Origin of the sequence: Thalassobium sp. R2A62, from assembly GCF_000161835.1 — a bacterium.
In the GTDB taxonomy this organism is placed as follows: Bacteria; Pseudomonadota; Alphaproteobacteria; order Rhodobacterales; family Rhodobacteraceae; genus Thalassobium.
Genome location: NZ_GG697169.2, coordinates 1,281,189 through 1,308,005 on the forward strand (window position 1 = coordinate 1,281,189; position 26,817 = coordinate 1,308,005).

General features: G+C 54.8%; 32 protein-coding genes. 12 read left to right on the top strand and 20 right to left on the bottom strand.

What is annotated here, in order from left to right:
• Nucleotides 1-85: 85 nt before the first annotated feature.
• On the bottom strand, nt 86-823 hold the full coding sequence (locus TR2A62_RS06350) for an alpha/beta fold hydrolase (RefSeq protein WP_009160425.1): 738 nt from the start codon (nt 821-823) through the stop codon (nt 86-88).
• Nucleotides 824-1,061: 238 nt separating this feature from the next.
• Between TR2A62_RS06350 and thrS the strand changes: the two genes are divergently transcribed.
• The 5 genes from thrS to TR2A62_RS06375 all read left to right on the top strand — a co-directional run bounded on the left by thrS (nt 1,062) and on the right by TR2A62_RS06375 (nt 5,754).
• Nucleotides 1,062-3,008, top strand: a complete 1,947-nt coding sequence (gene thrS, locus TR2A62_RS06355; RefSeq protein WP_040821216.1) for a threonine--tRNA ligase — start codon at nt 1,062-1,064, stop codon at nt 3,006-3,008.
• A 254-nt stretch (nt 3,009-3,262) separates the two neighbouring features.
• Complete coding sequence (locus TR2A62_RS06360) at nt 3,263-3,562, top strand: DUF2282 domain-containing protein (RefSeq protein WP_009159747.1); 300 nt, start codon at nt 3,263-3,265, stop codon at nt 3,560-3,562.
• A gap of 59 nt (nt 3,563-3,621) precedes the next feature.
• Nucleotides 3,622-4,479 (top strand): DUF692 family multinuclear iron-containing protein, encoded by an 858-nt coding sequence (locus tag TR2A62_RS06365; RefSeq protein ID WP_009158899.1) that lies wholly within the window; start codon nt 3,622-3,624, stop codon nt 4,477-4,479.
• On the top strand, nt 4,479-5,216 hold the full coding sequence (locus TR2A62_RS06370; protein ID WP_009159253.1) for a DNA-binding domain-containing protein: 738 nt from the start codon (nt 4,479-4,481) through the stop codon (nt 5,214-5,216). Before TR2A62_RS06365 ends, TR2A62_RS06370 begins: the two co-directional genes overlap by 1 nt.
• Nucleotides 5,217-5,226: 10 nt before the next feature.
• Nucleotides 5,227-5,754 carry a DoxX family protein gene (locus tag TR2A62_RS06375; RefSeq protein ID WP_009160172.1) on the top strand — a complete coding sequence of 176 codons (528 nt, stop codon included), beginning with the start codon at nt 5,227-5,229 and terminating at the stop codon, nt 5,752-5,754.
• A 73-nt stretch (nt 5,755-5,827) separates the two neighbouring features.
• Here the strand turns inward: TR2A62_RS06375 and TR2A62_RS06380 are convergent, their stop codons facing one another.
• Both TR2A62_RS06380 and TR2A62_RS06385 read right to left on the bottom strand, forming a co-directional pair.
• Entirely contained in the window at nt 5,828-6,217 is a 390-nt protein-coding gene (locus TR2A62_RS06380) for a hypothetical protein (RefSeq protein WP_009160309.1), read from the bottom strand.
• A 2-nt stretch (nt 6,218-6,219) separates the two neighbouring features.
• A complete protein-coding gene (locus TR2A62_RS06385) occupies nt 6,220-6,543 on the bottom strand; it encodes an arsenate reductase family protein (RefSeq protein WP_009157840.1) in 324 nt (107 codons plus the stop codon).
• 176 nt (nt 6,544-6,719) lie between these two features.
• Between TR2A62_RS06385 and TR2A62_RS06390 the strand changes: the two genes are divergently transcribed.
• On the top strand, nt 6,720-6,926 hold the full coding sequence (locus TR2A62_RS06390) for a cold-shock protein (protein ID WP_009159105.1): 207 nt from the start codon (nt 6,720-6,722) through the stop codon (nt 6,924-6,926).
• Between the two features lies 1 nt (nt 6,927).
• Here the strand turns inward: TR2A62_RS06390 and TR2A62_RS06395 are convergent, their stop codons facing one another.
• The 3 genes from TR2A62_RS06395 to TR2A62_RS06405 are packed head-to-tail and all read right to left on the bottom strand — an operon-like array spanning nt 6,928 to nt 8,753.
• Complete coding sequence (locus TR2A62_RS06395; RefSeq protein WP_009159925.1) at nt 6,928-7,461, bottom strand: hypothetical protein; 534 nt, start codon at nt 7,459-7,461, stop codon at nt 6,928-6,930.
• A gap of 6 nt (nt 7,462-7,467) precedes the next feature.
• Nucleotides 7,468-7,950: a dihydrofolate reductase gene (locus TR2A62_RS06400; RefSeq protein ID WP_009159318.1), complete on the bottom strand. Its 483-nt coding sequence runs from the start codon at nt 7,948-7,950 to the stop codon at nt 7,468-7,470.
• The gene (locus tag TR2A62_RS06405; RefSeq protein ID WP_009160154.1) at nt 7,947-8,753 is read right to left on the bottom strand and encodes a thymidylate synthase; all 807 of its coding nucleotides are present in this window, start codon (nt 8,751-8,753) and stop codon (nt 7,947-7,949) included. Before TR2A62_RS06405 ends, TR2A62_RS06400 begins: the two co-directional genes overlap by 4 nt.
• Nucleotides 8,754-8,911: 158 nt before the next feature.
• Here TR2A62_RS06405 and TR2A62_RS06410 point away from each other — a divergent pair, with 158 nt between their 5' ends.
• The 3 genes from TR2A62_RS06410 to TR2A62_RS06420 are packed head-to-tail and all read left to right on the top strand — an operon-like array spanning nt 8,912 to nt 10,751.
• Entirely contained in the window at nt 8,912-9,340 is a 429-nt protein-coding gene (locus tag TR2A62_RS06410) for a VOC family protein (RefSeq protein WP_009157333.1), read from the top strand.
• On the top strand, nt 9,307-10,038 hold the full coding sequence (locus tag TR2A62_RS06415; RefSeq protein ID WP_083791036.1) for a DUF1194 domain-containing protein: 732 nt from the start codon (nt 9,307-9,309) through the stop codon (nt 10,036-10,038). Before TR2A62_RS06410 ends, TR2A62_RS06415 begins: the two co-directional genes overlap by 34 nt.
• Nucleotides 10,035-10,751, top strand: coding sequence for a DUF1194 domain-containing protein (locus TR2A62_RS06420; RefSeq protein WP_009158781.1), 717 nt, complete (start codon nt 10,035-10,037; stop codon nt 10,749-10,751). Before TR2A62_RS06415 ends, TR2A62_RS06420 begins: the two co-directional genes overlap by 4 nt.
• Here TR2A62_RS06420 and TR2A62_RS06425 read toward each other — a convergent pair.
• From TR2A62_RS06425 to TR2A62_RS06435, 3 genes are all read right to left on the bottom strand, one after another.
• Nucleotides 10,745-11,254, bottom strand: coding sequence for a MarR family winged helix-turn-helix transcriptional regulator (locus tag TR2A62_RS06425; protein ID WP_040820316.1), 510 nt, complete (start codon nt 11,252-11,254; stop codon nt 10,745-10,747). The two genes, TR2A62_RS06420 and TR2A62_RS06425, sit on opposite strands and share 7 nt — an antisense overlap.
• 101 nt (nt 11,255-11,355) lie before the next feature.
• A complete protein-coding gene (locus TR2A62_RS06430; RefSeq protein ID WP_009158395.1) occupies nt 11,356-11,610 on the bottom strand; it encodes a succinate dehydrogenase assembly factor 2 in 255 nt (84 codons plus the stop codon).
• A complete protein-coding gene (locus TR2A62_RS06435) occupies nt 11,607-11,999 on the bottom strand; it encodes a helix-turn-helix transcriptional regulator (RefSeq protein WP_040821220.1) in 393 nt (130 codons plus the stop codon). The genes TR2A62_RS06430 and TR2A62_RS06435 overlap by 4 nt, the downstream gene beginning before the upstream one ends.
• Nucleotides 12,000-12,079: 80 nt before the next feature.
• On the opposite strand from TR2A62_RS06435, the gene TR2A62_RS06440 reads away from it, so the two are divergent.
• Nucleotides 12,080-13,282 carry a pyridoxal phosphate-dependent aminotransferase gene (locus tag TR2A62_RS06440; RefSeq protein WP_009160488.1) on the top strand — a complete coding sequence of 401 codons (1,203 nt, stop codon included), beginning with the start codon at nt 12,080-12,082 and terminating at the stop codon, nt 13,280-13,282.
• A 149-nt stretch (nt 13,283-13,431) separates the two neighbouring features.
• Nucleotides 13,432-13,839: a hypothetical protein gene (locus TR2A62_RS06445; RefSeq protein ID WP_009157349.1), complete on the top strand. Its 408-nt coding sequence runs from the start codon at nt 13,432-13,434 to the stop codon at nt 13,837-13,839.
• Here TR2A62_RS06445 and TR2A62_RS06450 read toward each other — a convergent pair.
• The 5 genes from TR2A62_RS06450 to TR2A62_RS06470 all read right to left on the bottom strand — a co-directional run bounded on the left by TR2A62_RS06450 (nt 13,836) and on the right by TR2A62_RS06470 (nt 18,702).
• Nucleotides 13,836-15,212: an MATE family efflux transporter gene (locus TR2A62_RS06450; RefSeq protein WP_009158174.1), complete on the bottom strand. Its 1,377-nt coding sequence runs from the start codon at nt 15,210-15,212 to the stop codon at nt 13,836-13,838. The two genes, TR2A62_RS06445 and TR2A62_RS06450, sit on opposite strands and share 4 nt — an antisense overlap.
• Nucleotides 15,213-15,444: 232 nt before the next feature.
• Nucleotides 15,445-15,663: a hypothetical protein gene (locus TR2A62_RS06455; protein WP_150103464.1), complete on the bottom strand. Its 219-nt coding sequence runs from the start codon at nt 15,661-15,663 to the stop codon at nt 15,445-15,447.
• Between the two features lie 109 nt (nt 15,664-15,772).
• Nucleotides 15,773-16,804 (bottom strand): M42 family metallopeptidase, encoded by a 1,032-nt coding sequence (locus TR2A62_RS06460; RefSeq protein ID WP_009158985.1) that lies wholly within the window; start codon nt 16,802-16,804, stop codon nt 15,773-15,775.
• Nucleotides 16,805-16,847: 43 nt separating this feature from the next.
• Nucleotides 16,848-17,789, bottom strand: a complete 942-nt coding sequence (locus tag TR2A62_RS06465) for an isopenicillin N synthase family oxygenase (RefSeq protein WP_009157849.1) — start codon at nt 17,787-17,789, stop codon at nt 16,848-16,850.
• A 1-nt stretch (nt 17,790) separates the two neighbouring features.
• Nucleotides 17,791-18,702, bottom strand: a complete 912-nt coding sequence (locus TR2A62_RS06470; protein ID WP_009159218.1) for an NAD(P)-dependent oxidoreductase — start codon at nt 18,700-18,702, stop codon at nt 17,791-17,793.
• 140 nt (nt 18,703-18,842) lie between these two features.
• Between TR2A62_RS06470 and parE the strand changes: the two genes are divergently transcribed.
• Nucleotides 18,843-20,801: a DNA topoisomerase IV subunit B gene (gene parE, locus TR2A62_RS06475; protein WP_009160266.1), complete on the top strand. Its 1,959-nt coding sequence runs from the start codon at nt 18,843-18,845 to the stop codon at nt 20,799-20,801.
• Between the two features lie 62 nt (nt 20,802-20,863).
• Here parE and TR2A62_RS06480 read toward each other — a convergent pair whose 3' ends face one another.
• The 6 genes from TR2A62_RS06480 to proS all read right to left on the bottom strand — a co-directional run bounded on the left by TR2A62_RS06480 (nt 20,864) and on the right by proS (nt 26,754).
• Nucleotides 20,864-21,505 carry a DUF3047 domain-containing protein gene (locus TR2A62_RS06480; protein ID WP_040820318.1) on the bottom strand — a complete coding sequence of 214 codons (642 nt, stop codon included), beginning with the start codon at nt 21,503-21,505 and terminating at the stop codon, nt 20,864-20,866.
• 115 nt (nt 21,506-21,620) lie between these two features.
• The gene (locus TR2A62_RS06485) at nt 21,621-22,598 is read right to left on the bottom strand and encodes an Ldh family oxidoreductase (RefSeq protein WP_009157705.1); all 978 of its coding nucleotides are present in this window, start codon (nt 22,596-22,598) and stop codon (nt 21,621-21,623) included.
• A gap of 10 nt (nt 22,599-22,608) precedes the next feature.
• Entirely contained in the window at nt 22,609-23,298 is a 690-nt protein-coding gene (locus TR2A62_RS06490; RefSeq protein WP_009158011.1) for an ABC transporter ATP-binding protein, read from the bottom strand.
• Nucleotides 23,291-24,580, bottom strand: a complete 1,290-nt coding sequence (locus TR2A62_RS06495; protein ID WP_009160850.1) for a lipoprotein-releasing ABC transporter permease subunit — start codon at nt 24,578-24,580, stop codon at nt 23,291-23,293. The genes TR2A62_RS06490 and TR2A62_RS06495 overlap by 8 nt, the downstream gene beginning before the upstream one ends.
• A 63-nt stretch (nt 24,581-24,643) precedes the next feature.
• The gene (locus tag TR2A62_RS06500) at nt 24,644-25,357 is read right to left on the bottom strand and encodes a ThuA domain-containing protein (RefSeq protein ID WP_009160044.1); all 714 of its coding nucleotides are present in this window, start codon (nt 25,355-25,357) and stop codon (nt 24,644-24,646) included.
• 59 nt (nt 25,358-25,416) lie between these two features.
• Nucleotides 25,417-26,754, bottom strand: coding sequence for a proline--tRNA ligase (proS, locus tag TR2A62_RS06505; RefSeq protein ID WP_009158313.1), 1,338 nt, complete (start codon nt 26,752-26,754; stop codon nt 25,417-25,419).
• Between the last annotated feature and the right edge of the window lie 63 nt (nt 26,755-26,817).

The following is a 26,817-nucleotide window of genomic DNA, read 5'->3' on the forward strand; positions in this document are numbered from 1 at the left end:
GATCATGTGGCGACAGTAGAAAAACCTGTCCCCATACCAAACGAAACCCTGCGTCAGTTCAATGCGGGATCTGCGATTGTTTGCCCTAACCCCCGATAACCTCGGAAATTGTGGCATCTATAATGCCCAAGCAGGTGTCATCGCTGAACGAATGATCTTTGCCATCGACCAAAGTCAGCCGCATATCTGGGCCTTGCGCATGCTCTAATAGGTTCAGTGCAGTTTGCGTCGATACACTTGTATCAGCTGTTCCTTGCAAAAACCGCACCGGCATTGGCAACTCCAATGGGCTGCGCATGACAAAGCTCTCGCGCCCTTGCTCGATCAGTTTTCGGGTGATGATATAGGGTTCGCCATAATCTGATGGGATCGCGATCTGACCATCAGTCATCACCGTGTTGCGCATCTCATCGCTGAACTCGGCCCAGAACCCATCTTCGGTAAAATCCGGCGCCGCGGCGATTGTGACCAAGCCGTGGACCCGATCGCCCAATGCACGGGTCAGCAGCAGGGATATCCAGCCTCCCATGCTGGACCCAACCAAAATCAGCGGCCCGGTCGTGACGTTCTGAATGACGGCCTTTGCATCCTCGGCCCACTGACCAATTGTTCCATCGACAAAGGCACCGTCGCTGACGCCGTGCCCCGTATAGTCGAACCGCAAGAAACCCCGACCAGCTGCTTGGGCCTGAGCCTCGAGATGCGTGGCCTTGCTGCCTTCCATATCCGACTTGAAACCGCACAAGAACACCACAGTCGGTTTTGCCCCCGCTGAATGGTGATAGGCGATGCGCCCGTTCGGGCCATCAAAAAACTGGGTCATGGTTCATCCTCGTCGATACTGAATGGGCTTGTTGCACCTAAAAGCGACAATGCCCAAAAAACAACCAAAACCAACTGGCCCAAAGCGGCACCCCTCTTCAAAATGATCAAACCACCAAATGGTTGATGTCTTAGTGGTGTCTCACGCTTGACACATGCCGTCCCAGCCGCCAAAACCGCTTCCGAACATCACCCGCAACCGGGCGTTTTGTAGACGCCAAACCGACGAGGAGCCCATGATGGCCCAAATCTCCCTTACCTTTCCCGATAATAGTGTCCGCCAATACGATGCAGGTGTAACTCCCGCTGACGTTGCCGCCGATATTTCCAATAGCCTGCGCAAAAAGGCGATCTCGGCCCATGTCGATGGCGCCCATTGGGATATGCAGTGGCCGATTACCACTGATGCAAATATCGCTATCAACACCATGAAGGACGAAGGTCCGGCAAACGAGCTTGTCCGCCACGATCTGGCGCACATCATGGCGCGTGCCGTCCAAGAGATTTGGCCAGATGTCCAAGTCACCATCGGCCCAGTGATCAAAGATGGCTGGTACTATGACTTTGACCGCGCCGAGCCGTTCACCCCAGAAGACCTTGGGTTGATCGAAAAGAAGATGAAAGAGATCATCAACTTGCGCGATGAGGTTCGGACAGAAGTCTGGGATCGCGCGCGTGCGGTCAAGCACTACGAGGACGCAGGTGAGCCATATAAAGTCGAGCTGATCGACGCGATCCCCGGGGATGAACCACTGCGCATGTACTGGCACGGCGATTGGCAGGATTTGTGCCGCGGTCCGCATTTGCAAAACACGGGCCAAGTCCCCGCCGATGCGTTCAAGTTGATGTCCGTCGCAGGTGCCTATTGGCGCGGCGACAGCGACCGCGCGATGCTGCAACGTATTTACGGCGTGGCGTTCACCAACAAAGAAGGTCTGAAAAAGCACCTTCATATGTTGGAAGAGGCAGCCAAACGCGACCACCGCAAGCTGGGCCGCGAAATGGACCTGTTCCATATGCAAGAAGAAGCCCCCGGTCAGGTGTTTTGGCACCCAAACGGCTGGACCGTCTACACCGAACTGCAAGACTACATGCGCCGCAAGCAGCGCGCAGGTGGTTATGTCGAGGTAAACACCCCCCAAGTTGTCGACCGCAAACTATGGGAAGCGTCGGGTCACTGGGAAAAGTACCAAGAGAACATGTTCATCGTTGAAGTTGACGAAGAGCATGCCCGTGAAAAGGCCGTCAACGCGCTCAAGCCGATGAACTGCCCCTGCCACGTGCAGATTTTCAATCAAGGTCTGAAATCCTACCGCGACCTGCCCCTGCGCATGGCCGAGTTCGGATCATGCAACCGGTACGAGCCGTCTGGCGCGTTGCACGGGATCATGCGGGTGCGTGGATTTACACAAGACGATGGTCACATCTTCTGCCGCGAAGATCAGGTCCAGGAAGAAACCGCCGTCTATATCGAGTTTCTGTCCACAATCTACAAAGACCTCGGGTTCGAGAAATTCCGCGTAAAATACTCTGATCGCCCAGACACGCGCGCTGGATCAGACGAAGTCTGGGACAAAGCCGAGCAAGCGTTGCTCACCGCGACCCGCAATGCAGGCATTGAACCGGAAATGAATCCAGGCGAAGGCGCGTTCTACGGCCCCAAGCTTGAGTTTGTTCTGACCGATGCGATTGGACGCGACTGGCAGTGCGGCACACACCAAGTGGACTTTGTTCTGCCTGAACGTTTGGATGCGACCTATATCGGGACCGATGGTGGCAAGCACCGTCCCGTTATGTTGCACCGTGCAACACTTGGGTCGTTCGAGCGGTTCATCGGCATTCTAATCGAAGAGCACGCCGGCAAGCTGCCATTCTGGCTCGCGCCACGTCAGGTTGTCGTGACAACGATCGTTTCGGACGCTGATGACTTTGCAGCCGAGATTGTGGAAACACTGCGATCCAAAGGTGTGCGTGCCGAAGCCGACACGCGCAACGAAAAGATCAACTACAAAGTTCGCGAACATTCGCTTGCCAAAGTGCCAGTCATTCTGGCGATCGGTCAACGCGAAGTCGACGAGCGGACAGTGAGCGTACGGCGTCTGGGCGAAAAGCAGTCCAAGGTCATCGCGTTTGATGAGGTCGCGCCACAACTGGCGATCGAGGCAACGCCCCCCGACCTTTTGTAACATCGCGAATTGTGCAGTCGCAGAATGTTTCAAACCCGCGCCTGAATAGGTGCGGGTTTGTTGGTTTTTGTGTCACTGACTGAAATAACTGCCCCAAATCTATGGTTTTTGCACTCAGATTCCCTGACGTGCTATAACGCACCCGTGATGCACGGGCCTGTGAATGGTCTCATTGAATCGTTTTGGTTTAGGGTTTGGTTGTCCCCGCTGATGGCGGACGTAACAATCACATGACCTAAGTAAGGAACATACTCATGTCCAACACTGTAAAACTGCTTTCCGTTGCTGGCGCTGTAGCTGCCGCTGTTGCATCCACTACTGGCGTTCAGGCTCAGTCGAATGAAAAGTGCTTCGGCATTTCCCTCGCTGGCGAAAACGGCTGTGCAGCTGGCCCAGGTACATCCTGTGCAGGCACATCCACTGTTGACTATCAGGGCAACGCATGGACACTCGTTCCAGCTGGCACATGTGAAGACGTAGACGTACCTGCAATGGCAGACGGCTCGGCACGTATGGGCTCGCTCGAAGCTATGGACCGTGACCTGCCAGCATAAGCTATTCGCGCCCTGCCTTGATGGGCGGGGCGCACCCCAACGACCCGAAGGACACAATCATGCTGGACGCCGCGCATAACTTTGACGCTCTGCCGCCCCGCCCCGGTGTCGGATATAAGCCCCAACATTTCAGCGACATTCTCGCCGATGCCGGCCCCGTCGGATGGCTCGAGATCCATGCTGAAAACTATATGGGCAGTGGCGGGCGACCGCTCGCGCAGCTTGCCCATCTTGCACATCAATTCCCCATGTCAGTCCACGGCGTAGGTCTTAGTATCGGCGGCGAGGGCGACTTGGACGCAGACCACCTCGCACGGCTAAAACACCTATGCGATTGGTTGAACCCAGCCAGCTTTTCCGAGCACCTCGCATGGTCGACACATGACTCCCATTTTCTAAACGATCTGTTGCCGCTGCCCTATACCGAGGCCACGCTGACCCGTGTCGCAAACCACATTGATCAGGTCCAAGAGGTCGTCGGTCGGCAAATGCTGCTAGAAAACCCGTCGAGCTATCTGGCCTTTGCCGAAAGCACGATGAGCGAGACTGATTTCCTAGCCGCTGTGGTCAAACGCACGGGCTGCGGTCTGCTGCTTGATGTGAACAACGTGTTTGTCAGTGCGACAAACCTCAAAACAGATACGCGCAGTTATATTGATGCCTTTCCTCTCGACCATGTCGGCGAAATCCATCTTGGCGGGCATGACGAAGACGAAGACGAGCACGGCGCACCCCTGTTGATTGACAGCCACGGTGCCGAAGTCGTTGATCCGGTCTGGGCTCTGCTTGACTATACCCTCGACCGGTCAGGGCCACGTCCATTGCTAGTTGAATGGGACACAGACGTCCCTGAATGGCCGGTACTGCGGGATGAGACCAAACGCGCAGACACAGCGCTGGCACGAATTGCTGCGTAATGTCTGTCTCGCAAACACAGTTTACCGCGGCAGTCCTCAATCCCGAGCTCAAGACCCCCGAAGGTCTCGTCAATCCTGATGGTATTCCCGCGGGCAAGCGATTTGACGTCTACCGCAACAACGTCGCGGTCAGTTTATCCGACGCCCTAGAAGCTGCATTTCCCGCAGTTCGATCCTTGGTCGGCGCCGAGTTCTTTCGCGCAATGTCAGGTGTTTTCTTGCGGCAGCATCCACCGACATGCCCAATGATGATGTTTTATGGTACGGACATGCCTGCCTTTCTCACGGGTTTCCCGCCAGTAGCAACCCTGCCCTATTTGCCAGACGTCGCAACGCTAGAATTGGCGCAACGCACCACCTATCACGGCGCGGACAGCGTCCCGATTGATGCCACAAAGCTGGAACAGATCGCACCCGATCAACTAGGAAACACGCGATTTACGCTCGCGCCCACGCTTCAAATCGTGCCGTCTGAATGGCCGCTTTTTGACATCTATCTCAAGGCGACCCAGCCCAATGCCCCAGCCGGTGCGCAACTGCCGCAGTCCGTGTTGGTGGTGCGTCCTGAATTCGATCCTGTGCTACACCCGTTGTCCGGACAACAAACCCGTTTCATCACCCACCTCAAGCTGGGCGATACTCTCGAAGCAGCCCTAGCCGCAGCGGGCGATGATTTCGATCTCACCCCGACCTTGGGGCTGCTACTCTCGCAAAACGTTATTACTGACCTGACCTGAAAGGCCCAACATGACTGCCCTTATTCAACTTCACGACCGCTTCTTTGCATGGGTCCAGGGCAAGACACATATCATCTTGCCGACTTTGGCCCGTTTGATCTTTGCTGGCGTTCTGTTCCGCTACTTTTGGAACTCTGCGCTGACCAAGCTCAACGGCCTCTTTAGCCCGTCCTTGAACGCGTATGCCCAAATTTTCCCAAAAGCGATGGAAGCGTCCGGCTATGACCCCAGCGCTCTGTCCGGCCTTCAAACTCTGATCGTTCTGCTCGGAACTTACGCCGAATTTGTGTTGCCAGTCCTGATCGTTCTGGGCCTGTTCACACGCCTCGCCGCCGCTGGCATGATCGTTTTTGTGATTGTTCAATCGCTCACAGACGTGATCGGCCATGGGGCGGGTGCTGGCGCATGGTTTGATGGCGACGCAGTCTCTTTGATCCTAGACCAACGTGCATTCTGGGTCTTTGCCCTGATCGTATTGGTGATCCGCGGTGCTGGGCCATTCTCGCTCGACGCTGTTCTGGGCCGCAACAAAGCCTAAACAAAGCCTAAACAAAAAACGCCCTGCACGACGGTTTGTCGGCAGGGCGTTTCCCAAAATTCCGGATTATGACTTAGTCGCCGTCGCGCCGAGAATTAAAATGTGCGTCCTCGACATCGGGCTGACCCGCGGCAATCGCTAGAACACCGCCCAAACCAGCCATGCCAATTGGGAACATCGTCGCCCAATTGAAACCAAACGCCACGAACATTCCCAATGCCGACAGGATCAACAGTATCCCCGCCCAAAGCGCGCGTGTCCGCGCAATCGCCCCACCCGCAATCGCAAAGAGCGGCGATATAAAGGAAACAGCGGTCACAAGACCCAAGTTATCCCATTGCTCGAACATGCCTGGCACTTCGCCGAACCGTTCGACCAAAGTCGAATAGCCCACGGAAAACATTCCGATAAAAATGCCGATAACACCGGCGATCAATCCTAAACTTCCTGCGGCACCGCGCATACTTAGCCCTCCAAAACCGTTTTTTGGACATCGGCAGTCCAGCCGACTGTCCAGACCCCGTCACGTTCGATCAGCGGTCTCTTAATCAATGTCGGGTGTTCTGCCAACAATTCCAAGGGGTCTCGATCACGTGCGGCCTCATCCAGTCCACGCCATGTCGTTGAACGGGTGTTCATCAACGCCGCGCCTAGTTGCCCATGGGCCGCGGCCAAATCCGTTGGATTCACCCCATCAGCACGGACGTCAAACGCATCAAAACTCTGACCGTCCAGAGCTTTGAGCGCCTTCTTGCACGTGTCGCATGTCTTTAGTCCAAAAAACCGCATCAGTTGCCTCCTATTTGGGCAGGGGCTATCACGTTCCCGCAGATGAGCACCAGTTTTGCTTGATTTTTACAAAAACGTGCTAATGTTATCTCACTTGCCTTCGACAGACCGCCTCGCTGGCGCCGAACGATTGGCACCACCGCCGTACGTACGGCATGAATATAGGAGAGGGCAAAATGGCCTCAGGTACAGTAAAATGGTTCAACACCACCAAGGGTTTTGGCTTTATCGCACCAGATGATGGCGGCAATGATGTGTTTGTACACATCTCGGCTGTCGAGCGTTCGGGCATGACAGGTTTGGCGGATGACCAAAAAGTAGAGTTTGAACTCGAAGAAGGGCGTGATGGCCGCCAAATGGCAGGCAATCTTAAAGCCGTCTAATTCACCGATTAAGCACCGTACCGACCGCAGATTTCAGCTCTGCGGTCAATTGGTTCAATGCTTCAACATGGGCCATTTGCTTTTTCACTGCAGCCTCGCTGCGTTGTGCGGATGGCTCTTTAAAGCTGCGCCCGTCCAACATGACTGCGACCCGCGCAAGCGACGCAGTGATCCTTTGATCCTCGGCAACCCCCACCTGATCAAAGACAATATCGCCAAGATGTAGTGTCGCATAGATTTCGGCCCGCAGCGCCCGTCTCGATGCCTTGAACACTTCTGGCGTAATCTCACTACCTGGTTGCAACCTCAACGATGTGACCCGCGACGAAACATTGAACGCCCCCTGCGACCATGCCAGCGCTTCACGATTTGAATTCACGACTGCATTCAATCGAATTTGTTCGGAGTTTTGTTTATTCAGTCGGAAGGCGAGCACCGAGATGGTCAGTGCCGCGAGAGCCAAGATAGCCCCAGACACCAATTCGATCGCTTTTAACGGATCCGTCAGCCAAGTTTCACCCAAGACGTCGATCATTTCCGGCTATCCTGCGCTCACTCGGACCCATTCGTGCGCAACGCATTTCGGGTCCGCCGCCCTCAATTCAATCTCTTGAACATCTGACCATTCGGGACCGAGTTCAGGGAAAAACGCGTCTGCATCCGCAATCTCCAGATCGACCTCGGTGATCAACAACCGGTCTGCGTAACCCAGCATCTCGGAATAGATACCTGATCCACCTATTCCGTAAATCCGCATATATCCTGCGTCTTGTGCCGCTTGGATCGCCGCACCGATAGACCGAACCGTCAGGACCCCCTTAATATCACGAGATGACACCACAATGTTCATACGACCCTTGAGCGGTTTGAACGGCAGACTATCCCATGTGTTACGCCCCATGATGATCGCCCCACCGATGGTCTCGCGTTGAAAGAACGCGAGGTCTTCGGGTGCGTGCCACGGGATCGTGTTATCTTTGCCAATCACGCCATTGCGCGCACGGGCCACAACGAGCGAAATCATACTGCCACCGGTGCACGGATTGCCGGATGAGGATCGTAACCGACCACTTCGAAATCCTCGAACTTAAAGTCAAAAATCGACCCAACATCCCGCGTCAATCGAATGATCGGCAACGTCTTGGGCGTCCGTGACAACTGCAGTTCGACCTGCTCCATGTGGTTTGAATAGATGTGCGCATCGCCCAACGTGTGAACAAAATCGCCCACCTCGTAGCCTGTGACATGCGCCAACATCAATTGAAGCAACGCATAAGAGGCGATGTTGAACGGCACACCCAGAAACATATCAGCTGACCGCTGATAGAGTTGCAGATGCAGTTTTCCATCCAATATCCGGACCTGCCACAAGGTGTGGCACGGTGGCAGCGCCATATCAGGGACGTCGCCAGGGTTCCACGCCGACACAATCAAACGTCGGCTATCTGGGGTCGCGCGGATCGCATCAACTAAATCGGTGATCTGATCGACACTTGCAATTCCACCTTGCGGATCAATGCGCGGAAACTGGCGCCACTGACGACCGTAAACAGGCCCCAGATCGCCATTCTCGTCTGCCCACTCATCCCAAATCGAAACACCGTTGTCCTTGAGGTATTTGATATTTGTGTCACCAGACAGGAACCACAAAAGTTCGTGGATAATCGATCTCAGGTGCAGTTTTTTCGTTGTGACAAGAGGGAAGCCATCTGCCATCGCATAGCGCTGCTGCATGCCGAAACATGAGATTGTACCAGTGCCAGTCCGATCACTCGACCGGATGCCTGTCTCGAGAATGGTGGCCAAAGCATCGTGATATTGCTGCATCTACGTATCCCTAACGTCTATAACCACAACATCTAGCCGCCTTCGTCCCCCCATCCAAGCCCGAAACGCGCAAAACAATTCCCGAAAATACACATGACGGCTCTGGGAACTTTGGTAGGGCGTGATAGATTTGTAGGTAACATAGAAAAGGACCTGTCATGACTGTAAAATATCTACACACAATGGTGCGCGTCAAAGACCTCGAAAAATCTATGGCGTTTTTCGAACTGCTTGGCCTGAACGAAACACGCCGGATCGACGTTGAAGAAGGGCGTTTTTCCTTGGTGTTCATGGCTCCTCCGGGACAAGAAGAGTGCCCTGTCGAGCTGACTTACAATTGGGATGGCGATGATGCGCTGCCCGATGACAGCCGCCATTTTGGACACCTCGCCTATAGCGTTGGGAACATCTACGAAGTGTGCCAACACCTGATGGACCACGGTGTGACGATCAATCGCCCACCACGCGAGGGTCGTATGGCGTTTGTCCGCTCTCCCGACAATGTGTCCGTTGAACTGCTTCAGGATGGCGACAATTTGGAGGTTTCGGAACCTTGGGCCAGCATGGAAAACATCGGCCATTGGTGATTTGGCGGGCCGCACTCTTTGCCACGCTGGCATTGATCAGCGGCCGTGCAGATGCAGATACCTGTCGTTTGGCGTTGGTGCTGGCAATCGATGTGTCATCATCGGTTGATGCGCAAGAAGACCAGCTTCAGCGACAGGGGTTGGCAACAGCGCTACTCCAGGACACGGTCCAAGCCGCAATATTAGAAGGCTACGGCACCGTTGCGATAAACGTCTTTGAATGGAGCGGACGACGGCAACAATTTGGTATTTTGCCGTGGACCATTTTGCGATCAACGAAAGATATCCAAGATGCCGCGGACGCGATAAGCGGCAGTACGCGACAGGTATCAGTCTTTCCTACATCAACTGGGTATGCTCTGGGTCACGCGGCTATTTTGCTGGATCGGGGTCCGGTCTGTGACGCCAAGACCATCGACTTTGCCTCTGACGGGCGCAACAACGATGGCTTCCCTCCGGAATTGGCCATTCGTAGCTTTCCATTGTCAGACGTCACGATCAACGGGTTGGCCATTCTTGGTGACGCGCCTGATCTCGTCACATATTTCGAACGCTCGATCCTTCATGGACCTGGGGCATTCGTGGAAATTGCCAACGATTACCCTGACTACGCCCGTGCTATGGAACGCAAATTGCTGCGCGAGCTGGGGACGTTTGTGTTAGGCGATGCCTTGCCACCCCCGACATTGACACCGTGAAGGTCCTTGTCTTGATCATTGCGCTTAGCGTTTGCGCGACCACAGCATCGGCTTGCCGGTTGGCGCTCGCACTTGGGTTAGATGTATCGGGGTCCGTTGATGCGTCTGAATACCGGTTGCAGCTCAATGGGCTTTCAACAGCATTACTTAGACCTGCAGTCATCGAAAGCTTGCTTGCGACACCACAGACACCTGTCGAGATTGCTGTCTATGAATGGAGCGGCCCAAACCACCAGATCACGTTGGTTGAATGGCACGAAATAAAGACGCTCGCAGACATTCAGCGGCTGGCTTCAGACCTTAGGATGGTCAACCGCGCGCCTGCCAACCCGTCGACCGCTCTTGGAACCGCTATGCAGTATGGGGCCGCCCTTTTACGCGAGCGTGACCACTGTTGGGCGCTCACTTTGGATATCTCGGGCGACGGCAAATCCAATACTGGCCCGAGACCGCAAGACGTGCAGACAAGTAGCGATTTCAACCGGATCACTATTAATGCCTTAGTCGTCGGAGGCGACGACCTTGGGCAAGCTGACCGCAGACAGGTTCAAATAGGCGAACTGCAGTCTTACTATGATGCGTATGTCATCCGAGGTCCTGGCGCCTTTGTCGAAACCGCCCTCGGCTTTAATGAATATGCAGATTCAATGGAACGTAAACTGCTGCGCGAGCTCAAGAGCTTTGCCCTGAGTGCACGCCCAATAGATCAATAAATATAACGAATTTGATCGGCCCAATATCGTTCCACGCGCCGCAAGGCAGTCGTAATTTCGTCGATTCCATTGAGGCTGAGAATATCGCGGCTTTCCAGACCTTCTGCGTGACCCTCGAACAATTTGGTCACGACATTTCGAATTTCGCGCCCCTTTTCAGTTAGCCGGACCCGTACTGAACGTCTGTCAATTTCGCATCGTTCGTGATGCATATAGTTCATCTCAACCAACCGCTTGAGATTGTAGCTGACGTTCGAGCCTTGGTAGTAGCCGCGGGACTTTAGCTCGCCAGCTGTCACTTCGTTGTCACCGATATTGAACAACAGCAATGCTTGGACTGCGTTGATTTCCAGCACCCCCACCCGCTCAAATTCATCCTTGATAACATCAAGGAGCAACCGGTGCAGACGCTCGACCAAGGCGAGCGCGTCGAGATAACTGGTCATATATGCCTTTGACCGGCTCGGATCGATCACTGGATCAACGGGAGAATGTAGGCTCATCTTGAGAACTCCAAAAAACTAGGTGGCCCTAGCTTTGGTGGAGATTTCCCAACATTCAGTTAAAGGCCCTACAAATTTTGAGAGATTTCGACGAAAAACCGCTAAACTTTAAAGTGTTTCGAGATATCCGTAATCAAATCTAAATACTCGAGCGGTGTTTCGGCGGCCCCTGAAACCCACGCATACAGATCGTGATCGCTCTCATCTAAGAGGATTTCGTAGTGATCAATCTGGGCATCGCTCATTGCATCCAGCCGCGCGCTGTATTGCGACAGGATCAAGTCCATTTCTTTGATCCCACGGCGCATCGACCGCATTTTCAGCCGCTTGATACGTGTCTCGCGATCTTCGGTCATGCAGAACCTTTCGCGGCAGCCCGCAGTTTCTTTTCCAGCTTGGCCATTCGGTCCGCGGCTTGCAGCAATTGGGCCTTAACCGCGCGTATTTCAGTCATTACCGCATTGATATCACCACCTAGGTCTTCTTGATCTGGTGCAGAGATCCCATCGCCTTCACCATTCAAGAGCCACATAAGGGACACGCCCAAGATCCCTGATAGCATTTGCAATTTATTGGCACGTGGTTCGTTCAGGTCATGCTCCCAATTGCGCAGCGTGCCGTTCTTGATGCCCAGTTGTTTCGCAAGCGCCTCTTGGCTCAGGCCGGCCTGTTCGCGGGCCGCCGCAACACGATCGCCAAAGGTCGCAGTCTCGTCGCTATACCAATTGTTCATGTCATCCGTCATCGAAATCTCCAACGCGCTTGTGTGCAACTCGCCCCATGCCTATGACATGACAGACGCCAATAGCCAACCAAGAGGTACCCATGTCCTTTCTCTCTGCGACACTCGACCGCGTGCAGCCATCACCGACCATCGCCGTGACGACCAAAGCGGCCGAGCTAAAGGCCGCAGGCAAGGACATTATTGGCTTGGGCGCAGGCGAGCCAGATTTCGACACGCCACAAAACATCAAGGACGCGGCCGTAGCGGCAATCGCAGCAGGCAAGACAAAATACACAGCACCCGACGGCATCATTGAGCTGAAGAATGCAGTTTGTGACAAGCTGAAACGCGACAATGGCCTAGACTATGACCCCGCTCAGATCAGCATCTCAACTGGTGGCAAGCAGGTTCTCTACAACGCACTGATGGCCACACTGAACCCGGGCGACGAAGTCGTGATCCCTGCACCGTTCTGGGTGTCCTACCCTGACATGGTCAAGCTTGCGGGCGGCGAACCTGTTATAGCTGAGGCGTCAATCCAGACCGGTTACAAACTGACGGCCGACCAACTTGAGGCAGCGATCACGCCTAAGACGAAATGGTTGATCTTTAACTCACCTTCAAACCCGACGGGCGCAGGCTATACATGGGACGAACTCAAAGAACTGACAGACGTTCTGATGCGCCACCCTTATGTTTGGGTGATGACCGACGATATGTACGAGCATCTGGCCTATGATGATTTCGAATTCTGCACCCCCGCGCAGGTCGAGCCGCGTCTCTATGACCGCACCTTGACCGTTAATGGGGTATCCAAGGCCTATGCCATGACAGGCTGGCGGATTGGCTATGCCGCAGGTCCCGAGCACCTGATCAGGGCGATGCGCAAGATACAATCACAGTCGACGTCAAACCCTTGCACCGTGGCCCAATGGGCCGCTGTCGAGGCGCTGAACGGCACCCAAGACTATATCGCAGAGAACAACAAAATGTTCGTCCGCCGCCGCGACTTGGTTGTTGAAATGTTGAACCAAGCTGAGGGCATCACATGTCCCGTCCCGGAAGGTGCGTTTTACGTGTACCCTTCGATCTCGGGCTGTATCGGGAAAACCACGACGAACGGTGTCACCATCAAGGATGACGAGACATTTGCAACCGCACTACTCGAAGATCACGGCGTCGCCGTTGTGTTCGGCGCGGCATTTGGGTTGTCGCCAAATTTCCGGGTCAGCTATGCGACATCGGACGCTGATTTGACCGAGGCCTGCACGCGCATCCAGACGTTTTGCGCCAACCTGAGCTAAACGAATTTGGGGTCGCTGTTGCCGCGGCGCCTTTCACACCCCGACGCCTATGAAAATCAGCGGAAAAATCAGATGGTTCACCCTATCCCCGCTTAGGGACAACTGTTACCATTTGCTAAACAATTACTGCCAACTGTAGGACACACCCGATGGGCGCTGAACTCCCTGACTATTATTTTCGAGTGCGTGAGAATGGCGCTGCAGTTTTTTGTGTCGACACGGAAAACCGTCAGCGGCGGATCGACATGGATCAGATTGCCGTTCTCAACATCAAGAATGGTGAGATCAAACCGCAAGGCGATCGTGTGCTGTCCGACGCTGATCTCGCGGCGATCCAAGAGTGGATGGCCAATCGTATGGCCCTGTTGGCCCAACGCGACATTGACGACATTCACCGCGCTGTCGACTATTTGAATGTCACGACACAGTGGGTTCAGTCCAAAGCGTCAGACGACCAGCTTGAGAACATTACAGATGCGCTGTTGTTGTGCATGCATGACTTGCGCACCGTCTTGGTTCGCAAAAAGGCAGAGCGCCTTATGAAGGGCCAAGACTAGTCGGTTGATGCCAGACTGTCAGAGGTGGATTTGTTCCGGAAGCGCGTCATCAACAGCACCGCTGCGATGAAGAGGCCGATAGCAAGTCCTGCCCATATCCCAACACCGCCCCACCCAAGCGTGAAGCCCAGAACATAGCTGGTCGGCACTCCTACGATCCAATAGCTGATGCCAGCGTAGACCATTGGTACTGTTGTATCCTGTAGCCCGCGCAAAAGACCCAGCGCCATGATTTGCGCAGCGTCGACCAGTTGAAACAACGCAGCAACCGCCAGCAAGGACACAGCAATACCGATGATTGTTCCGCGCTGTGGATCATCCGGCGAAAGGAAGATCGCAATCAAAGGTTCCGGAGTCGTGAGAAAAATCACCGCAGTCACGACGGCGACAAACAATGAAATCGCAATCGCCACCTGACCACCGACGCGCAGCCCCACATCATCACGGCGCCCCAATGCGCGCCCTGCCCTGACCGTCGCAGCACTAGACAGGCCGACATGGATCATAAAGATCATCGAGATCAGCTGCAGAGCGATACCGTGGGCTGCAAGTTCAAGCGCACCGATCCACCCCATCATCACGGCACTCATGCTAAAGAGCCCGCTCTCAGCCAACGACGTCAATCCGATCGGCCAGCCCAATCTGAACACTTCTCTCAACGCACCGCGATCCACGCGCCACATTCGGCGAAACAGATCATGGTGCGGAAACACCCAAAGGGAATACGCAACGAGCCCCAAAACAGAAACCAATGTCACGGCAACCGACGCAATCGCGGCCCCTTGGATCCCCAATTCAGGGGCGCCAAAATTCCCAAAAATCAAAAGATAGTTGATCGGAATGTTCACCACCGCGGCGATGAGAACGATCCACAACTGGAATTTGGTATGCTCTAGCGCCGATAGATACGCCTTTAGCACCATGATCAACAGTCCCGGAAACAGCGCCCACGCCGCAATTCTCAAGTAGTCTTGGGCCAGTGCCGAAACCTCGGGATCTTGACCGATTGCCAGAAAAATCGGCTCGGACCAAATTTGTGTCGGCAAAAGGATCGCCGCATATAACATCGACAGCCAGACCCCCATTCGGGTAACACGGCGGATACGCACTTCGTCGTCGTCCTCAGCCGCGCGTGCCACCATGGGCAAGACGGCCCACGCAAACCCAGCCCCGACAATGAACACGACAAAGTAGTAAGATCCGGCCAGCGTGACGGCGGCCAATGCGGTCACATCGTACCAACCCAACATAATCGTGTCGGTGATGTGGATCAGGAATTGCGCGACGTGGCTGCCGATCAACGGCATGCCCAGAACCATCAAAGCGCGGGCGTGCTCGGATCTCGTTGTTGCGACAGGTGTTTGGGTGTTCATGCCTGATGGCTATGGCATCCAGTCAATTCAGGCAAATGAAATTCGCCACACCAGAACACGAGGTGAATTCAAAAATCGAAAACTCGGCTCAATTGGCGGCGAGGTAGAACTGTCTAGCTGATTGGATTTCGCGCGCGCCCGAAACCGAAAAGACCCACAGTTTAAAACAGAAAGAAGTCGCCGTGAGATTTCACAGCGGCTTCTAAAATTCTATAAATCGCGGTGTGTGCGATTAGAAACCGTCGGAGGAGTCGCCACCGCAGACCAATGCGCAGATCAGGATGATGCCGCCAGCTGCCCAGAGGCCCTTGCCGCCCAGACCACCAGATTGTGTCACGAGGACTGGCGCTAGGTCTGTTTCGTCGTTTGCAGCATTTTCGAAGCCGCCAGCGGAAACAGATGTTGCGCATGCGAGTGTTGCTGCAGCAACAAGAAGAGAAAACTTTTTCATTTTGATCACTATTCTACCGATTAATTCAGGTCAGGCCGCATTCCGACCACTCAAGCCTTCATTGACCAGAAATTCCTTTTTTCCTAGGGGGAAATCATGTTTTTTGCGGTCAAAATTCCGCCAAAAAGGCGGCAATGATGCGCTTTGCCGCGTCCAAGTCGCTCTTATCGATCATTTCTGTCACCGTATGGATGTACCGTGTGCCGACAACGATTCCCACCGCACGGGCTCCTGCAGCGGCCTGTTGCGCCGCAGCTCCGTCTTGCCCGCCGGCTCTTAGCATGGTGCGTTGAAATGGGATTTCCAACTTGGTTGCCAGTGCGTCGATCTTGGCGACCAGCCCGCGATCCGCAATGAACGAACTGTCGCGGACGTGTAGGCCGAAGCCCTTACCCAATTCCGTTGTTCGGTCTTGTTCAGGCACTCCGGGTGTGTCGCAGGCCAGCGTCGTGTCAATCCCAATCCCGATATCAGGCTGTACTTTGAAGGCTGCGGTCCGCGCACCGCGCAGCCCGACTTCTTCTTGGGTGGTAAAGACAACATGGATTTCAGCGCCTCGGCCTTTGTCGCCCAACGCTCGGATCGCTTCGATACCCACCCAACACGCAATTCGGTTATCCAAAGCTTTTGAAACGCATTTGTCCCCCATCTCCAGAAACGGCTCGTCCATGACAACCATGTCCCCAATCTTGACGTGGTCCTTGGTGGCATCGCCCAAACCAAGATCCAAAAAGAACTCGGACACTTCCGGCACTTTCTTGCGGTCCTCGGGGCTGGCGATATGGATTGGTCGGCCTGCTGGGTTCATGACGCCCTTGAGATCGCCAGTGTCCGTACAAACCAACACGCGTCGCGAGAATAGATTGCGTGGATCAAAGCCACCAACCGGCTGCAGATAGACGAACCCTTTGTCGGTGATGTGGCTAACCAAGAACCCGATTTCGTCCATATGGCATAACAACATGATCTTGGGTGCATCGTCGCTCGTCGCGTCCCGTCGGCAATGCAGCGACCCCAACGCATCAACCTCGACTTGATCAAACAGACCGCTGACCTCGCTCATGATGACGTCGCGCACACGGTGTTCGTGCCCCGGAACACCCGATGTTTCACACAAGGTCTTGAGCAAATTGATATTCATTGGTGGGTCTCCATTTGGGTCGAATAAGAAATGTTTGGTGGCATTAGGCCGATGTCGATTGGAATTTGTCCATGAGATATGGCCCTGACCGAACCGGCGGATAGGCATCTGATCCATCCAGAGGCACAATTTCTGCATCCCAATTCGGCTGGTGGAAAAATGCAAGGCTTTGGCGTGCTGGTTGATCTGGTACAGCGACAACGCGGTGCAATGTGCTGACCCAGCGATCAGAGGTCCAGCGCGCCATCAAATCCCCGATATTGATCACGAATGCGCCCTGCTCGGCATCAATGTCCTTCCAAGCGCCGTCTGACATCATGATTTGCAATCCACGCCGGTTCACCTGCGGCAACAAGATCGTCAGCGATCCATAGTCGGTATGCGCACCGGCACGTTGCTGCCCGTCACGCGCAGCACCTTGGGTTTGCGGATAGTGCAGCGCCCGCAACGCCGAAATCGGGGCATCAATGTACGGTGCAAAATAGTTATCGGGCAACTCAAGCGATGCGGCAAAGGCTGTCATGATTCTCGCGGCAAGGTCTCCCATCGCGGCATAGTACGCGGTCCACGCGGGCCTAAAGTTCGGCAAGTCTGGCCAAAGCGTCGGCGCATAGCAAAATCCCAACGCCTGCGGATCGGTCATTCCATCAGGTGCTTGGCGTGGACCACCATTAAAGCTCTCTTTTAGATCGGGCGGGGTCTCGCCCCCCTTACTTGCAGCCAGCGCTTCCGAGTTCGGACCTAAATAGCCATAGGGATATCCAGGCTCAGGTGCTTTCACCGATTGCTTTGCCTCGGTTGGTTGCGCAAAAAACTCTGCGGCAGCCGACCAGACGTTGTCGATGACGACCTGCGGAACACCGTGATTGGTGACGGACAGAAACCCCGTATCTCGGCAAATCTGGTCAAGGCTCACGGCCTGAGTTGCGCGCGCATCCCCGCTGGATGCCTCGAACTCACCCAAATCAAACACTGGAAATGCCATACTATTGTCCTTTTGCTTCTGCCTGGACTGCGTTCACTTTCTCGCGCCAAGAATGTACCGGCTCAAACCCTAACAGGCGCTTAGCTTTGGCGATTGAATAGAACGTCTCGTGTTCGTCCATGGCATGCGTCACCGGAACCCCGTCATAAAACTGGCGCGCAATTTCATCGCTTGGCATGGCCACAGACGTGTCCGCATTCGCAACATTAAAAACCTGATATCCAAGGCCGTCAGTTGCGAGACACTTCTCGACCATCTGGGTTAAATCGCGGACATCGATGTAGCCAAAAATGTTGCGCCGCCGCAGTCCTGCATCCTCTACAAAGACAGGAAAATCCTTTGCGTATTCAAGAGGTTCAATCACATTGTTTAACCGCAATGCATAGATGTCGGCACCGCTGCGGGCCTGAAAGCTCTTGGCGCAGGCCTCGTTGCACACCTTGGACATGGCGTAGCTATCGTGCGGCACTGTCGGGTGGTCTTCGTCAACGGGTACGTAGTCGGGTTTCAGCTCACCTTGGGCAAAACACACGCCATATGCCGTCTCGGAACTTGCGATGATGACCTTGTTGATCCCAAGCTTGGTCGCCGCCTCAAGGACATTGTATGTACTCAGCGTGTTCACGCGAAATAGCTCGTTATCTGGGACCAGATTGATCCGCGCCACCGCTGCAAAATGTACGACCGCATCAAATGTCGGATGCTCTGGCAGATCAAGCTCGTCAAAATTTGCTCGCATGCTCATCGCGTTAAAGACCTGACCAGATTCAGTCAGGTCAACTTTGACAAAATCGCCCCTCGCCTCTTGGGGTTCGGCCAAATCCACATTCAACACGCGATGTCCCGCGGCACGCAGCCCTGCAACGACGTGACGCCCCGCCTTGCCACAACCGCCAGTGAATAGAATCCTCATGGTGCTCTCCTTTGCCCACTTAAACCTAGCAGCTTGAAAGCGGACGCATAGCCCTATGGCTACAGAAACTCCTTTCCCCTCTTTGGATCGCCACGCTATACTGGATCACAATAAAACCAACAAAACCGAGCGGAATCACTATGGCTGACGATCTCTTGGGCGCTGCCGCCTCTGATACCTATGACGCGTCTTCTATCGAAGTCCTTGAAGGGCTCGAACCCGTTCGCTTGCGTCCTGGCATGTACATCGGTGGCACCGACGAACGTGCCCTGCATCACCTTGTTGCCGAAGTGTTGGACAACTCGATGGACGAAGCCGTCGCCGGACACGCGACACGAATCGAAGTTGAGCTTCATACCGACTATTCCGTCACAATCCGTGACAACGGTCGCGGAATTCCAATCGATCCGCATCCCAAGTTTCCGGACAAATCCGCGCTTGAGGTGATCTTGTGTACACTGCATGCAGGCGGCAAATTTAACGGCAAAGCCTACCAAACATCCGGGGGCTTGCACGGTGTTGGTGCCTCGGTCGTGAACGCGCTCTCTGATATCATGATCGTTCAGGTCGCTCGGGATCGCGAGCTCTACGAGCAACGGTTTTCTCGCGGCATCCCGCAAGGCCCCGTCAAAAAGATTGGTGCCGCCCCGAACCGGCGTGGAACAACCGTTACATTTCACGCAGACGAAGAGATCTTTGGCAGCCACCGGTTCAAACCGTCACGCCTGCTCAAATCGATCCGGTCCAAAGCCTATCTGTTTTCCGGCGTCGAAATTCGTTGGAAAACCGCGATTGTGGATGGCGACACTCCGATGGAGGCAACGTTCCACTTCCCTGGTGGTCTGGCTGACTATTTGCGCGAAACGCTGGGTCAGGCATCGACCTACGCGGAACAACCGTTCTCTGGCATCGTCGAATTCCAAGAGAAATTCAACGTTCCGGGCAAGGTCGAATGGGCCATCAACTGGACCCCGTCCCGCGAAGGGTTTATCCAGTCCTACTGTAACACTGTGCCAACCCCCGAAGGCGGTACCCATGAGGCTGGATTTTGGGCCGCGATCCTAAAAGGCATCCGTGCCTACGGTGAATTGGTGTCCAACCGCAAAGCCAGCTCGATTACCCGCGAGGATTTGGTTGCCGGCGGATGCGCATTGGTTTCCTGCTTCATTCGCGAGCCCGAATTTGTCGGTCAAACCAAGGACCGTCTGGCCACAACAGAAGCGCAGCGCATGGTCGAGAACGCAGTGCGCGATCACTTTGACAACTGGCTGGCGGCTGACACCAAATCGGCGGGTGCGATCCTCGACTACCTGATCCTGCGCGCAGAAGAGCGCCTGCGTCGGCGGCAGGAAAAAGAAACTGCACGAAAATCAGCAACCAAAAAGCTGCGTCTGCCGGGTAAGCTGGTTGATTGTTCATCCAATACCCGCGACGGCACCGAGCTGTTCATCGTCGAGGGCGACAGTGCGGGCGGTTCGGCGAAAATGGCGCGGGACCGTAAAACCCAAGCATTGCTGCCGCTGCGTGGTAAAATCCTCAACGTGCTAGGTGCGGCCTCTTCCAAACTGGGCAGCAACGCGGAAATCTCGGATCTGACCCAAGCCTTGGGCGTCGGATTGGGGACCAAATTCAACGTGGACGATCTGCGCTACGACAAAGTCATCATCATGACTGATGCGGACGTGGACGGGGCGCATATTGCGGCACTGTTGATGACGTTCTTCTTTACCCAAATGCGCCCGATGATTGACGCCGGTCACCTCTATCTCGCATGTCCGCCATTGTTCCGCCTAACCCAAGGGGCCAAACGCGTCTATTGCATCGACGAGTTGGAAAAAGAGCGGCACATGGACAAGGGATTGGGGGGCAAGGGCAAAATCGATGTTTCACGATTTAAGGGTCTGGGCGAGATGGACGCAAAAGACCTGAAAGACACAACAATGAACCCGAAGACACGCAAACTGATCCGCGTGACAATCGACGAAGACTTGCCCGGTGAGACAAGTGATTTGGTCGAACGATTGATGGGTAAAAAGCCTGAGATGCGTTTTCAATACATCCAGGAAAACGCGCGGTTTGTGGAAGAGCTGGACGTCTAAAAACCTGCTGAACCACATCGAATTAAGGGGCGCTGAGAGAGTATCTCACCGCAACAAATCTTTTAGCGCAAAGCCATATTGCTGACCGTGCCACGAATGCTGGTTCCGGTGTCATCGCTATCTGCGGACACAGCAAGACCAACCAATTTACCCGGTGATCCACCAAAGGCCGCGCTATAGTCACGGGCAAAGTTCACGCTTTCGCTGTGCGAACCAGTGCCGGCCTGACGCAGAGCAACATTCGCACCCTGCCCCGGTTGGTACGGCGATGCGAACGATGCGCCGCGACCTTCGGATCCGCCCCACACATATTGCAAAACACGCACGGAATCATTGCCCAGCAGACGGCGAATGCCAGCACTTTCTAGGCGTACCGCTTCGGCCTCTGGCAAAAAGACAAAATACATCGACAGGTTGCGATCGTCACCGCCTTTGCGGCGCAGATTCGTCGAAGGAACAGATTGGGTCACAGCCCAATTCCACGACGCCGCCGTGCTGTCCCATTCACCGCGTGGCAGACGTGTCCATGCGATGGAAACAGCACCGTCCGAAGCCACACCCAAAGACGAACCAAAACTATAGGAATTGGACGAAAACAATGAGATTTTCTGATTTTTCCAAACGCTAGAAAAGCTCACACGATCAGCGTGAACTGCGCCAGCAGCAAGAGTGGCCGCAACAACAAGGGGGGTGACAAAACGCATCAAAGGACTGCAATACAAAAGCGTGTTTCCCGATCTCCAACGCATCTGCGCTGACATGGTTCTCACATTTGGGTTAGAGGATGTGACCTAGGCGTGCGTGTGGCAGGCGATACGACTATCCGCCCAGCTTTTGAACCGCGTCCCATAGCGCGTCGGGCACATCAACAGTGTCCAAACCTGTGATGTCTGTGCCCGGTAGGCGCGCGCCTTCTTGGGCATCAACAGCATCCGCGATACGGGCAAACCGATCTGCAAAATGATCTGAATGAACCGCCGGATCGAGAAGGATATAAAATTGGCCCAGCCCGTGCGGTTCGCCGTCAGGCAACTTTAGACCACCAACATCCAATGAATTGACGCTGCCCGTCATACCAGCCGCCAACAATTCCGCCATCAGACCAAAACCCCAGCCTTTGTAGCCACCTGCGCTGACCAATGCACCGCGCAACGCAGCCTCTGGGTCAATTGTCGCAGCGCCCGTTTCGTCAACAGCCCAGCCAAGCGGGATCGCCTCGCCAGCGGCCTTTGCCATTGTGATCTTGCCCAATGCGACGGCGGAAGTGGAGAAATCAAAGTGCATAAGAGGTGCATCAGGTCCTGGAACCGTCATCGCGATCGGGTTCGTGCCAATCACCGCCGCATTGCCGCCCGGAGGTGCTACAACAGGCGACGCATTGGTAAATCCGATCCCGATCAAACCTTTTGCCGCGATCTGTTCGGTAAAAAACCCAAGACTCGTGCACGTGTGTGCATTAGCGACCCCGAGGATCGCCACACCATTTTCGCGTGCAGCAGCGACTGCTTCGGGCAGACCCCGTGCAAACGCAGGCTGTGCAAAGCCAAACATCGCATCAGCGCGGACCGCACCAGATTTTGGCCGGCTAATCACAGGTTCAACTGTTCCGCTGACCCGTCCGCTGGTCAGCTGACTGCAATAGCTTTCAAGATAATAGAGACCGCAAATTACATTCCCGAGGCTCTCAGCCCGTGCAACCGCTTGGGCGACTGCATCGGCGATCCAGTCTTCTGCACCGTGATGCGACAACGCAGCATGGCTTGCTGCTTTGATCTTGGCGATTGTGACGTTGGGCATGATTGTTTCCTTATAAGTCGACGGGCGACAAACCGCCCGCATCTAGTCGAATTGCGCGATCCATTCGTGCCGCCAGGTCAAGATTATGTGTGGCTATCACGGCCGATAGCCCTGTGCCGCGAACCAAATCCATCAACGCACCAAAAACTTGGTCAGACGTATCAGGATCCAAATTGCCTGTCGGCTCGTCCGCCAGCAACAATCGGGGCGTATTTGCCAGCGCGCGACAAAACGCGACGCGTTGTTGCTCGCCACCCGACAGCTCTGCAGGACGATGTCCGGCACGGTGCGCCACGCCAACCGTATCCAACAGCTTGCGCGCGTGTTCCTTGGCTTGCGCCTCTGGCACCGCATTTGCCAACTGCGGAAGCACGATATTCTCAAGCGCCGAGAATTCGGGCAGCAGGTGGTGAAACTGGTAAATAAAACCAACTTGGTCACGGCGTGCAGCCGTCCGTTTTCGGTCTCCAAGGTTGGTCATATCCGTGCCTGCGATCTCAACCGTGCCTGCATCCGCATTGTCCAACAGACCTGCAATGTGCAGCAACGTCGACTTACCCGCACCCGACGGCGCAACAAGCGCGACAACCTCGCCCGGTTGAACAACCAGATCAACACCGCGCAAGACCGTGATCTCGTTTGGTGCGCCCGCATTATACGCTTTGGTCACACCAGACAGTTTGAGAATTGGATCACTCATACCGAAGCGCCTCGACAGGGTTCATGCGGGCCGCGCGGCGCGCAGGAAAGATCGTAACGATCCAACTTAGCCCCAGTGAAAGCGTCACCGCCGACAAAACGTCATTCAAACGCAATTCGGCTGGCAGACTATAGAGGCCGCGGATCGCAGGGTCCCAAACGCCTCCCTGTCCCATCGCATTTACAAGGCTAAAGATCGGGTCGATATAGATCGCAAAGAGGCAGCCAAGAACGACACCAAAAATCGTACCGATCGTGCCAATTCCTGCCCCGCAGATAAAGAAGATCCGTAGAACCGACCCTTCGGTCAAACCCATTGTTCGCAAAATTCCAATGTCTCGCCCCTTGTTTTTGACCAACATGATCAAGCCGCTGATGATGTTAAGAGCCGCGATCAGAACGAGAATGGACAGGATCACAAACATCACGTTGTCTTCGACCTCGAGCGCGCGCAAGAAGCCACCCGACGCGTCCTGCCATGTCCAGATCAATGCGCGGTCGCCAGCTGCATTCAGCAAGGGTAACGTCAGATCAGAAACCCAATCTGGATCTTCAACCATCACTTCAAGTTCGTCCGCTACACCGTTACGATTAAAGAAATTTTGCGCCTCAGAGAATGGCAGATAAACCCGCGTGCGGTCGATGTCGTACCGGCCTGCCGTAAACACATAAACAACTTCGTAGGCGTTGACCCGGGGGCTGGTTCCGAATGCGGTTCGCACCCCGTTGGGTGAAATGATCTTGATCCTGTCCCCAACGGTGACACCCAGCTCTCGGGCAACGCCAGAGCCGATGGCCACGCCGTCGTAGAACCGGTCGATATTGCCGCGCGCCTCTTCGGGCTGAACGATACGCGGGATGGTTTTGAGATTATCCAGCGTGATTCCAAAGACTTCGACACCTACGTTGTTCGACAGGTTATTCGCCATCACCTGCCCTTTGATCAACGGCGCCACGCGGGTCACACCCGGCACTGCGGCAACGGCTGCGGCGAGTTCATCATAATTAGCAATGGTGCGCGATGATGCGCCAGTCTCAGAAACTTCGAGGCGGTTGTAGACAGTCACATGCGCATTCGCACCAAGGATCGTGTCGACGAATTCAGCACGGAACCCAGACCGGACGGCCAATGTAGCAATCAATGCAAACACCGCCAACGTGATCCCGACCAGCGAAATCCACGTCATGATAGAGACGCCACCCTCGGCACGTTTCGCACGAATATAGCGCCACGCGATCATCCATTCAAAACGGGCAAACGGTGCTGTTGAATTTGCGGCCATGGGGTCTGCTCAACCTATCTTGGTCTTATTTCGCAACGGTATATCTGGGTGCGGGGGTCAACGCTAGTAGTGGTTGCCGTCACTTTGAAAATCCGAAACCGAACGGCCAACTGCTGCCGACTTGGACCCTGCCGCCCACACTAGCCCCCGCCGTATCATTTCGCGTGGCCCGCCGTGATCAATCACATTCGCCTGATGGCCCAGCGCGTTGTAATAGACCCGCCCCAGCCCCCACGCGCGCGTCCATGCAACGGGGACATCAGCAGGTGAATTGGCGCTATGATACCAAGTCACCGTTGGAAACCGTGTGGTCGCCAAAACATGATTGGCAGGATCAACATGCAAATAATATTGCTCTGATTTCACATCGAAGTTTTCGATGCCTTCGACCAATGGATGATCCAGATCGACGATCTCGACGGTATAATCAACTCCGTCCCCACCGGGATGAGCGACCCAATTCGCACCTGTCATGAATTGCCAAAGCACTTGGTCACGGAATGCATCACACATCCCGCCATGGACACCTGCCAATCCGGCCCCAGCAGCAACAGCTTCGGACACGTTGTGACATTGCTCTTTTGTGATGGTGCTCATGGTCCAGCACGGCACAATCAGGTCGTATTGGGCCAGCGCGTGCGGATCATCAAAACATCCCAACGTGTCACTGACATCTGACGTGATGCCTTCTGCGTTCAGAATATCCGCAAACAACGCCGCGACCTTGTCCGGTTCGTGACCGTCCCAGCCGCCCCACGTAATCAACGCTTTGGTCATCTCTTGCCCCTTCTAGACGTTGGGGCCAGAGTGACGATCCTCGACGAAGGGTCAACCCATCAAAGTGATGCGTAGATCGCCGCAACCTTTTCAACAGCTTGTTCAGCCGTCATTTCTTCGCTCTCGCTGGTGCGCCGTGACGTCAGTTCGACAACACCATTCTTCAGCCCGCGCGGCCCAACGGTGATCCTCCAAGGCAGGCCAATCAGATCCATCGTCGCGAATTTGCCACCTGCCCGCTCGTTGCGATCATCATAAAGAGGCTCGAGGCCCAGCGCGGCAAAGCTGTCGTAGATCGCCTGACAGGCTGCATCGGTGTCTTCGTCACCCTGCTTCATGTTCAAGATACCAACATGGAAAGGGGTTACGCCTTCGGGCCAGATAATGCCCTTGTCATCATGGCTAGCCTCGATAATCGCGCCCAAGAGACGCGAAACGCCAATGCCGTGGCTGCCCATATGGACCGCAACCGGTTTGCCGTCAGGGCCCTGAACTGTAGCGCCCATTGCGTCGGAATATTTGGTGCCAAAATAGAATATCTGGCCAACTTCGATACCCCGCGCCGTGCGGCGACGCTCTTCTGGGACCTCGTTGAACACGGCCTCGTCATGGGTTTCATCAGTCCGCGCGTATTTTGTTGTGAACTCTTGCATGATCGCGGCACACTGATCGACGCTGTCAAAATCAATGTCGCGGTCGCCAAAGCTGAGATCGGTCACTGCACTGTCATAGAAAACCTCTGACTCGCCAGTGTCGGCCAGAACGAGGAATTCGTGCGTGTCGTCGCCACCAATCGGGCCACTATCAGCGCGCATCGGGATCGCTTGAAGCCCCATACGTTCATACGTCCGCAGATAGCTGACGAGGTGACGATTGTAGGCGTGCAGCGCGTCCTCTTTGGTCAGATCAAAGTTATATCCGTCCTTCATGTAGAATTCGCGGCCGCGCATCACACCAAAGCGTGGACGGATCTCGTCGCGGAACTTCCACTGAATTTGATAGAGCGTCAGTGGCATGTCTTTGTAGCTGCTTACATGGCTGCGGAAAATTTCAGTAATCAGTTCTTCTGCGGTAGGCGTGTACAGCATGTCGCGACCATGACGGTCGGTCACGCGCAGCATCTCTTCACCGTAGTCGTCATAGCGACCACTCTCGCGCCACAAGTCAGCCGATTGCATTGTTGGCATCAACATCGGCATGTGCCCGGCTTTGGCCTGTTCCTCGTGAACGATATTTTCGATGTTTTTCAACACCTTATACCCAAGAGGCAGCCAGCTATAGATACCAGCAGCAGATTGTTTGATCATACCAGCACGCAGCATCAGGCGGTGGCTAACGATCTGGGCATCGGCGGGGTTCTCTTTGAGAACAGGAAGAAAATAGCGCGACAGACGCATGGTGCGGCCTCTTTCAGAGAAAAGTAGACCCACGGTTTAGGCCGCAATGCGTCCAGAAACAAG

Excerpts from the sequence above, each read along its gene's own strand:
- TR2A62_RS06445 (WP_009157349.1), top strand. The coding sequence starts at position 13,432 with ATGGGCGCTGAACTCCCTGACTATTATTTTCGAGTGCGTGAGAATGGC.
- TR2A62_RS06395 (WP_009159925.1), bottom strand. The coding sequence starts at position 7,461 with ATGATCGACGTCTTGGGTGAAACTTGGCTGACGGATCCGTTAAAAGCG.
- TR2A62_RS06370 (WP_009159253.1), top strand. The coding sequence starts at position 4,479 with ATGTCTGTCTCGCAAACACAGTTTACCGCGGCAGTCCTCAATCCCGAG.
- TR2A62_RS06410 (WP_009157333.1), top strand. The coding sequence starts at position 8,912 with ATGACTGTAAAATATCTACACACAATGGTGCGCGTCAAAGACCTCGAA.
- TR2A62_RS06375 (WP_009160172.1), top strand. The coding sequence starts at position 5,227 with ATGACTGCCCTTATTCAACTTCACGACCGCTTCTTTGCATGGGTCCAG.
- TR2A62_RS06490 (WP_009158011.1), bottom strand. The coding sequence starts at position 23,298 with ATGAGTGATCCAATTCTCAAACTGTCTGGTGTGACCAAAGCGTATAAT.
- TR2A62_RS06455 (WP_150103464.1), bottom strand. The coding sequence starts at position 15,663 with ATGAAAAAGTTTTCTCTTCTTGTTGCTGCAGCAACACTCGCATGCGCA.
- TR2A62_RS06480 (WP_040820318.1), bottom strand. The coding sequence starts at position 21,505 with ATGCGTTTTGTCACCCCCCTTGTTGTTGCGGCCACTCTTGCTGCTGGC.
- TR2A62_RS06405 (WP_009160154.1), bottom strand. The coding sequence starts at position 8,753 with ATGCAGCAATATCACGATGCTTTGGCCACCATTCTCGAGACAGGCATC.
- TR2A62_RS06360 (WP_009159747.1), top strand. The coding sequence starts at position 3,263 with ATGTCCAACACTGTAAAACTGCTTTCCGTTGCTGGCGCTGTAGCTGCC.
- TR2A62_RS06430 (WP_009158395.1), bottom strand. The coding sequence starts at position 11,610 with ATGACCGAAGATCGCGAGACACGTATCAAGCGGCTGAAAATGCGGTCG.
- TR2A62_RS06390 (WP_009159105.1), top strand. The coding sequence starts at position 6,720 with ATGGCCTCAGGTACAGTAAAATGGTTCAACACCACCAAGGGTTTTGGC.
- thrS (WP_040821216.1), top strand. The coding sequence starts at position 1,062 with ATGGCCCAAATCTCCCTTACCTTTCCCGATAATAGTGTCCGCCAATAC.
- TR2A62_RS06500 (WP_009160044.1), bottom strand. The coding sequence starts at position 25,357 with ATGACCAAAGCGTTGATTACGTGGGGCGGCTGGGACGGTCACGAACCG.
- TR2A62_RS06485 (WP_009157705.1), bottom strand. The coding sequence starts at position 22,598 with ATGCCCAACGTCACAATCGCCAAGATCAAAGCAGCAAGCCATGCTGCG.
- TR2A62_RS06460 (WP_009158985.1), bottom strand. The coding sequence starts at position 16,804 with ATGAATATCAATTTGCTCAAGACCTTGTGTGAAACATCGGGTGTTCCG.
- TR2A62_RS06495 (WP_009160850.1), bottom strand. The coding sequence starts at position 24,580 with ATGGCCGCAAATTCAACAGCACCGTTTGCCCGTTTTGAATGGATGATC.
- TR2A62_RS06470 (WP_009159218.1), bottom strand. The coding sequence starts at position 18,702 with ATGAGGATTCTATTCACTGGCGGTTGTGGCAAGGCGGGGCGTCACGTC.
- TR2A62_RS06440 (WP_009160488.1), top strand. The coding sequence starts at position 12,080 with ATGTCCTTTCTCTCTGCGACACTCGACCGCGTGCAGCCATCACCGACC.
- TR2A62_RS06435 (WP_040821220.1), bottom strand. The coding sequence starts at position 11,999 with ATGACGGATGACATGAACAATTGGTATAGCGACGAGACTGCGACCTTT.
- TR2A62_RS06385 (WP_009157840.1), bottom strand. The coding sequence starts at position 6,543 with ATGCGGTTTTTTGGACTAAAGACATGCGACACGTGCAAGAAGGCGCTC.
- TR2A62_RS06400 (WP_009159318.1), bottom strand. The coding sequence starts at position 7,950 with ATGATTTCGCTCGTTGTGGCCCGTGCGCGCAATGGCGTGATTGGCAAA.
- TR2A62_RS06450 (WP_009158174.1), bottom strand. The coding sequence starts at position 15,212 with ATGAACACCCAAACACCTGTCGCAACAACGAGATCCGAGCACGCCCGC.
- TR2A62_RS06465 (WP_009157849.1), bottom strand. The coding sequence starts at position 17,789 with ATGGCATTTCCAGTGTTTGATTTGGGTGAGTTCGAGGCATCCAGCGGG.
- parE (WP_009160266.1), top strand. The coding sequence starts at position 18,843 with ATGGCTGACGATCTCTTGGGCGCTGCCGCCTCTGATACCTATGACGCG.
- TR2A62_RS06365 (WP_009158899.1), top strand. The coding sequence starts at position 3,622 with ATGCTGGACGCCGCGCATAACTTTGACGCTCTGCCGCCCCGCCCCGGT.
- TR2A62_RS06425 (WP_040820316.1), bottom strand. The coding sequence starts at position 11,254 with ATGAGCCTACATTCTCCCGTTGATCCAGTGATCGATCCGAGCCGGTCA.
- proS (WP_009158313.1), bottom strand. The coding sequence starts at position 26,754 with ATGCGTCTGTCGCGCTATTTTCTTCCTGTTCTCAAAGAGAACCCCGCC.
- TR2A62_RS06350 (WP_009160425.1), bottom strand. The coding sequence starts at position 823 with ATGACCCAGTTTTTTGATGGCCCGAACGGGCGCATCGCCTATCACCAT.
- TR2A62_RS06380 (WP_009160309.1), bottom strand. The coding sequence starts at position 6,217 with ATGCGCGGTGCCGCAGGAAGTTTAGGATTGATCGCCGGTGTTATCGGC.